The sequence below is a fragment of the Vibrio sp. L85 genome, assembly GCF_963871815.1.
GTDB lineage: Bacteria > Pseudomonadota > Gammaproteobacteria > Enterobacterales > Vibrionaceae > Vibrio > Vibrio harveyi.
In genome coordinates, this window is record NZ_CAWMYL010000080.1 from 1 (window position 1) to 4766 (window position 4766).

General features: G+C 46.0%; 10 protein-coding genes. 2 read left to right on the top strand and 8 right to left on the bottom strand.

Going from position 1 to position 4766, the window contains the following annotated elements; translation table 11 throughout:
* A partial coding sequence (locus AACR11_RS08660; RefSeq protein WP_223295730.1) for a hypothetical protein occupies positions 1-182 on the top strand: 182 nt, incomplete at its 5' end.
* Positions 183-778: 596 nt separating this feature from the next.
* Entirely contained in the window at positions 779-1330 is a 552-nt protein-coding gene (locus AACR11_RS08665; protein WP_017191087.1) for an outer membrane beta-barrel protein, read from the top strand.
* Here AACR11_RS08665 and AACR11_RS08670 read toward each other — a convergent pair.
* The 8 genes from AACR11_RS08670 to AACR11_RS08705 form a co-directional block, all read right to left on the bottom strand.
* The gene (locus AACR11_RS08670) at positions 1301-1558 is read right to left on the bottom strand and encodes a hypothetical protein (protein ID WP_026000391.1); all 258 of its coding nucleotides are present in this window, start codon (positions 1556-1558) and stop codon (positions 1301-1303) included. The genes AACR11_RS08665 and AACR11_RS08670 overlap by 30 nt on opposite strands.
* A gap of 63 nt (positions 1559-1621) precedes the next feature.
* The gene (locus AACR11_RS08675; RefSeq protein WP_029790642.1) at positions 1622-1813 is read right to left on the bottom strand and encodes a hypothetical protein; all 192 of its coding nucleotides are present in this window, start codon (positions 1811-1813) and stop codon (positions 1622-1624) included.
* A 406-nt stretch (positions 1814-2219) separates the two neighbouring features.
* Positions 2220-2705: a RadC family protein gene (gene radC, locus AACR11_RS08680; protein ID WP_029790643.1), complete on the bottom strand. Its 486-nt coding sequence runs from the start codon at positions 2703-2705 to the stop codon at positions 2220-2222.
* Between the two features lie 198 nt (positions 2706-2903).
* Entirely contained in the window at positions 2904-3128 is a 225-nt protein-coding gene (locus tag AACR11_RS08685) for a hypothetical protein (protein WP_029790644.1), read from the bottom strand.
* 73 nt (positions 3129-3201) lie between these two features.
* On the bottom strand, positions 3202-3501 hold the full coding sequence (locus AACR11_RS08690; RefSeq protein WP_029790645.1) for a hypothetical protein: 300 nt from the start codon (positions 3499-3501) through the stop codon (positions 3202-3204).
* A gap of 133 nt (positions 3502-3634) precedes the next feature.
* Positions 3635-3784, bottom strand: coding sequence for a hypothetical protein (locus tag AACR11_RS08695; RefSeq protein ID WP_223295731.1), 150 nt, complete (start codon positions 3782-3784; stop codon positions 3635-3637).
* A gap of 8 nt (positions 3785-3792) precedes the next feature.
* Complete coding sequence (locus AACR11_RS08700; protein ID WP_050582057.1) at positions 3793-4257, bottom strand: hypothetical protein; 465 nt, start codon at positions 4255-4257, stop codon at positions 3793-3795.
* Positions 4258-4271: 14 nt separating this feature from the next.
* Positions 4272-4766, bottom strand: a 495-nt coding sequence (locus tag AACR11_RS08705; protein ID WP_223295732.1) for a hypothetical protein, incomplete at its 5' end; no start/stop codon positions are given.

The following is a 4766-nucleotide window of genomic DNA, read 5'->3' on the forward strand; positions in this document are numbered from 1 at the left end:
CAAGAAGCAAGAAGCAAGAAGCAAGAAGCAAGAAGCAAGAAGCAAGAAATTTTACCAATCCCAGAAAAACACGAAATCAGAAATTGATAAATCTTCCGATCATTTTCCGAATACCCCATTTTGCAAAAGCTACGCCTTCAAAAGCCCGTACTGAACAAAATCAAGGTAACTCAGCACTTTGAAACTTTGACAACAGGATAGGCAGTGAAACGGCCTATCCCATGAAATACATGAACAGCTTACAACAAACTATTTCTCATCATACGTTGATGAACATGCTTGAGCGCATGAATAGGCTTAACTACCCTACCGTCTCGATTTTCAGGGACAGAATAAGAGCCTTTGAGCAACGCCCAGATAGGAACTTTCGTTTTCATTTCATAACATCGCCTATCATACACAACGCAATACAACTGCACTTCCCCCCAACAAGCGACAAATCGACGGGTTTTATGGATACGCAGTACACCAAGGTTAGCCATGGGTCACTCTCCAAGTAGTGCGGATGGGCAGTCCGTTAGGACGGTCTATCTTGTTGAGTTAGAAGCCCTTTGGCATCCACTTATCGAAATGCGCTTTCTGTGCCTGCATAAGCAGGTATCACCGCCACTTAGAAGTAAGTGGCCTGAGCCACCAAATCGCCTTTCTTGAGCCCCTGAGCGCCTTTATCGATGCGCTTCAAAAAGCTATCTATATCTGGTCGCCAGTATATATAATTTAAAATTTATGCTTTGATATGTGAGTCATGGTGACACCCTAATCTAAAGGAGAGCGCAATATGCGTTATTCATTTATTGCTGTTTTGGTTTTATCCACATTTTCTCTATCTGCTAATGCCACAACTAATAAACATATTATTGGCACAAACATGGGTTATGGAGGTGTAAATTACGACGCACCAACAAGTAAAGAATCTGGAGACATGTTCCTCGGCGAGATTTATTATAGATATATGCCAATGCACAATTTCGGTATTGAAGCTGGTTATAAAGGAGCGTTTGACGGTATCGGTTCGGCAATCGTTAGCCAGATTTCTCAAATCTCTGACACTAGTTTCTCAGGTCCCCGAATGAGTGGCTATGCGAGCTACCCATTGGGTTCAGGATTTGAACTCTACGGTAAAGCCGGCGTTACATACTACACTCTTGAGTATACATATAAAGTAAATAACCAGACCAAAAATATCGACCATGCTAGCATCGGTGGAGAAGCGGCAGGTGGTATAAGTTGGAGTTATAAATATTTCGGCTTAAACGCAGAATATGTATATTCAAAAAACAGTGATTTTGACTCCAGCGGTCTAATGTTTGGAGCCCAATTGCGCTTTTAAAGCTCTGTCGCATGGCAGGGAACTAAAAATATCATGTAGTGCTAAAATTAGCGTTGTTACATTAATTCGATGGTTAGGATTGAAAATCCTAACCATCAAGCCACTTGATGCTTCTAACGCAGACTCTTTGAGCATATTGCGAATTTGACCATCCCCGTAGAATGCTCTGTCTTTTACTCGCTCCCACTCTTCAAGCCGACGCTCAGGGCTGGCAATGGTGAACAACATGACACGCTCTAGCGAGACATTACCTTCACGGTATGCATCGAGGATAACCGACTCAACGGCGGCTCATTTCATGCGCTGATGCACGTAAAGCTGTGTTTTACCAAAACGCTGCGCTACAGCTTCAACCGTTCCCCCACCCTCAATCACGCGTGAGTAAGCTTCAAATTCATCAACAGGGTGCATGGCTGCACGTGTGACGTTTTCTGTCAGTGAGATTTCAGTGGCATAAGACTGCGCTTCTGACTCGGTTAACACTTTGCGAGCACTAAGTAGTCAGCATCAATACTTCCTGCGTCAACTAACGCATTGAGCTGAGTGAGACGGCGAGGCGCAGCGAACAAAGTGAGTGAAGTGCGTTGGGTGATTGTTCGCAGGAACTCAATGCCACATCGAGCGTGCTCGATACACGTGGCTGAGTTATCGCGGGAGGAGCGCAGCGACGGAGTGAACCGACCAAAGCAGCTTGCTGCAAGGGAGAACGCCCGATAAAAGAAATGCTCACAGCAAAACACAATATGTAGTGTCACTTTCAGCTGCTATAACCACTAGATATTGAATGACAATCACAACAAATGAAGCAGCAAACCACACTGACAAGATGAAAAATCACCTTTGAATTTGCGAGTCGGGCACAAAAAGAGGCGGCTTAGCCGCCTCTTGCTTAAATCCAGCCACGTTCTGCGAAAGAGACGACATCCTCAAAAGATACAACAAAGTGGTCTAGAACTTTAATATCAACCAGTGCCAGCGCATCGGTCAATCGGTGCGTAATACGACGGTCAGCTTGACTCGGCTCTGCAACGCCCGACGGGTGATTGTGGTACAGGATAACGGCAGCAGCATTTTCAGCTAATGCTTTCTTAACTACCTCACGAGGATAAACCGATGCAGCATCTACCGTACCAGTGAAAAGCTCTGCGGTAGAGCGTACTCGATGTTGGTTATCTAGGAAGATAACGCCGAACACTTCATGCTCTTTGGCAGCAAGGGAATGTTGGCAAAAGGTTTTCACCATGCCTGGAGAGGTCAGTGCTGGTTGCTCACTGATGGTGAGTTTTGACTTTAGGATATCTGCAGCAAGCGCTAAGGTCGCTTGTTCTTCAGCAGTAAAAAGAGCGTTGTTGGTGTAGGTAATCGATGCAGTCATGGCTTACTCCGGTTCATTTCGTTATCGCCTGACTGCCCGGCATCTCTCCATCGCTGTGCTTTGCAAGGGGCGCTAGCCCTTAGCAGCTTGCTGCTTTAGGGATATCGCGTGTACTTCCCTTGCAAACAAAGCGTGGCGAGAGACGGTTTAAAGGAAGGAGCGATAGACGAAAGAACACGGAAAGCCAGATATGCCAGGTTATCGACAGCGACGATTCGAACCTTGCACCGTGACACGCTGACGCATCGATGTGTCATAACCAAACACTCCAGCAATTTTCAGTGCTACCTCTGACTTTCTCTTAAAGCTGCGTTCAAAATAGAGCGTAAAAAGGCGAAGGTATTCTTCATAAGACGTCCCACTATCAATACTGGCCTGCTCTGAGAGAGATTGGATTTTGACAAAGAGTAAGTGAATGCTCATGTTTACACCTCAATAACCTAATTGAAACGATGTAGATTGACTCAGTGGCAACCCGCACCAATAAATTGATCTTCTACAATAGACCGTGCCAAGCTTTTTTCACTTCCTTGATAGTTCGGTACGTCTGCGAGCAAAGCCAGCTTTGAGTCAATGAGCAATGGGTGTCAACAAAATACAATGGCTTATCGTCCACTATAGAAAGGCTTAGCTGATGATAAATATGTGTTTGATACTCAGTTGACCAGTTGTGCACATTGCACTGCTTACCATCGTCATAGAGCTCAAAGCGGCGCTTGGAAGTAATGACAGCCCGGCGTTTAAAATCACGACCAGTGAGCGCTGAGAGCGCAACAAAATAACTCGGAGTTTTCATCTCATTTTCCTTCTGAACGTTGAACTCGGCGATGGTGTTTTAATTTGACTGGCTTTGGCATGAGATCAAGCTTTCGCAGTTCGCAGGCTTTTGCCATCACGGTATGAATGGTTCGACCAAGCGCAAAACTGACTTACTCAGGTCCATCAAGCACGTAACGCTCAATCAGATATTTTTGCTCTGTCGTTTTCCAAGGCGAACCGTGGTTTGGGTGAAAGTCAGGGTGATACCGCATGCGACCAAGGGCGTCATAAGTCACTGGGATTTCAATGTTATTCATCATTCACCACCTCATTCCGATAAACGGATATCAAAGTTGAAACCTGCGCAGTGGTAAACATCACCGCATTTTTTAAAGCGCAGACCAGGGAAGACAGAGCCATAATACGCATACACAATCACCTCGTGCGCGCTCTCTCTTAAGCGCCACTCGCCTAGTTCAATGCTGCTGTCTAGTTCAAGCACAAGCTCGAAAATCTCATGATGCTGGAGCGCACGCTTTCCTAGTTCAGGGAACAGGCTTTTGATGGTATCTCGCAGCCCCAATGTTTTTAACGCTGCCACGTCGCGCAATTGCTCTTCACTCTTACCGCGGCTGAACATTTTCAAATGCTGCAGACGCTGGCTCATCAACTCACATGAAGACAGCTTAGTGACACCTTGTGATGCAGAGGTCCCTCTCGTTGACTGGCGCAACGCTTTAACTTGCTCATGAAGTTGAACAAAACGAACGGTGTTGTTAGATAGTGGAGTCATGCTCAATCCCTCGCTTAGTATTCCGATGTGCCAATCCAGTTGCCTTCAAGGTCAAAGGCATCCCACTGCGCACTTTCGATAAGCGCACGACTCTCTTCAAGTTGCAGCGCAAGTCCTTGCCAAACCGGCTTTACATCTACTGGCTCTTGGCTCACTAGCTGGCTGTGATAAACCTTTACGACGGAGGCTTTAGGCACTGCACAGAAGAACTTATAAGGGTGAACCACCTCTGTTTGCTCAACAAAGCGCATCTCCAACCCCGCGACCACGCTCCATACTTTTTCTTGTAGATACTCAAAACACGTTGGCTTATTAAGACCTTCACGTTGAGCAAGAACCTGCTGAGAATCGCAATCAACCAGTTGAATGAAGCCAACTTGAACCTCGGACAAAGAGACATCATTTTTAGGAGGGCTTTCGTGCCCAACGGCGAGACGTTGGTCGCTGTTTGGCATTTTAGGGAGAGTTAGGGTTGAGTTTTGTTGCGCCATATTGAGTTTCCTTTTTGT

Coding starts and splice junctions, on each gene's coding strand:
- radC (WP_029790643.1), bottom strand. CDS start 2,705: ATGACTGCATCGATTACCTACACCAACAACGCTCTTTTTACTGCTGAA.
- AACR11_RS08665 (WP_017191087.1), top strand. CDS start 779: ATGCGTTATTCATTTATTGCTGTTTTGGTTTTATCCACATTTTCTCTA.
- AACR11_RS08685 (WP_029790644.1), bottom strand. CDS start 3,128: ATGAGCATTCACTTACTCTTTGTCAAAATCCAATCTCTCTCAGAGCAG.
- AACR11_RS08670 (WP_026000391.1), bottom strand. CDS start 1,558: ATGTTGTTCACCATTGCCAGCCCTGAGCGTCGGCTTGAAGAGTGGGAG.
- AACR11_RS08700 (WP_050582057.1), bottom strand. CDS start 4,257: ATGACTCCACTATCTAACAACACCGTTCGTTTTGTTCAACTTCATGAG.
- AACR11_RS08695 (WP_223295731.1), bottom strand. CDS start 3,784: ATGATGAATAACATTGAAATCCCAGTGACTTATGACGCCCTTGGTCGC.
- AACR11_RS08690 (WP_029790645.1), bottom strand. CDS start 3,501: ATGAAAACTCCGAGTTATTTTGTTGCGCTCTCAGCGCTCACTGGTCGT.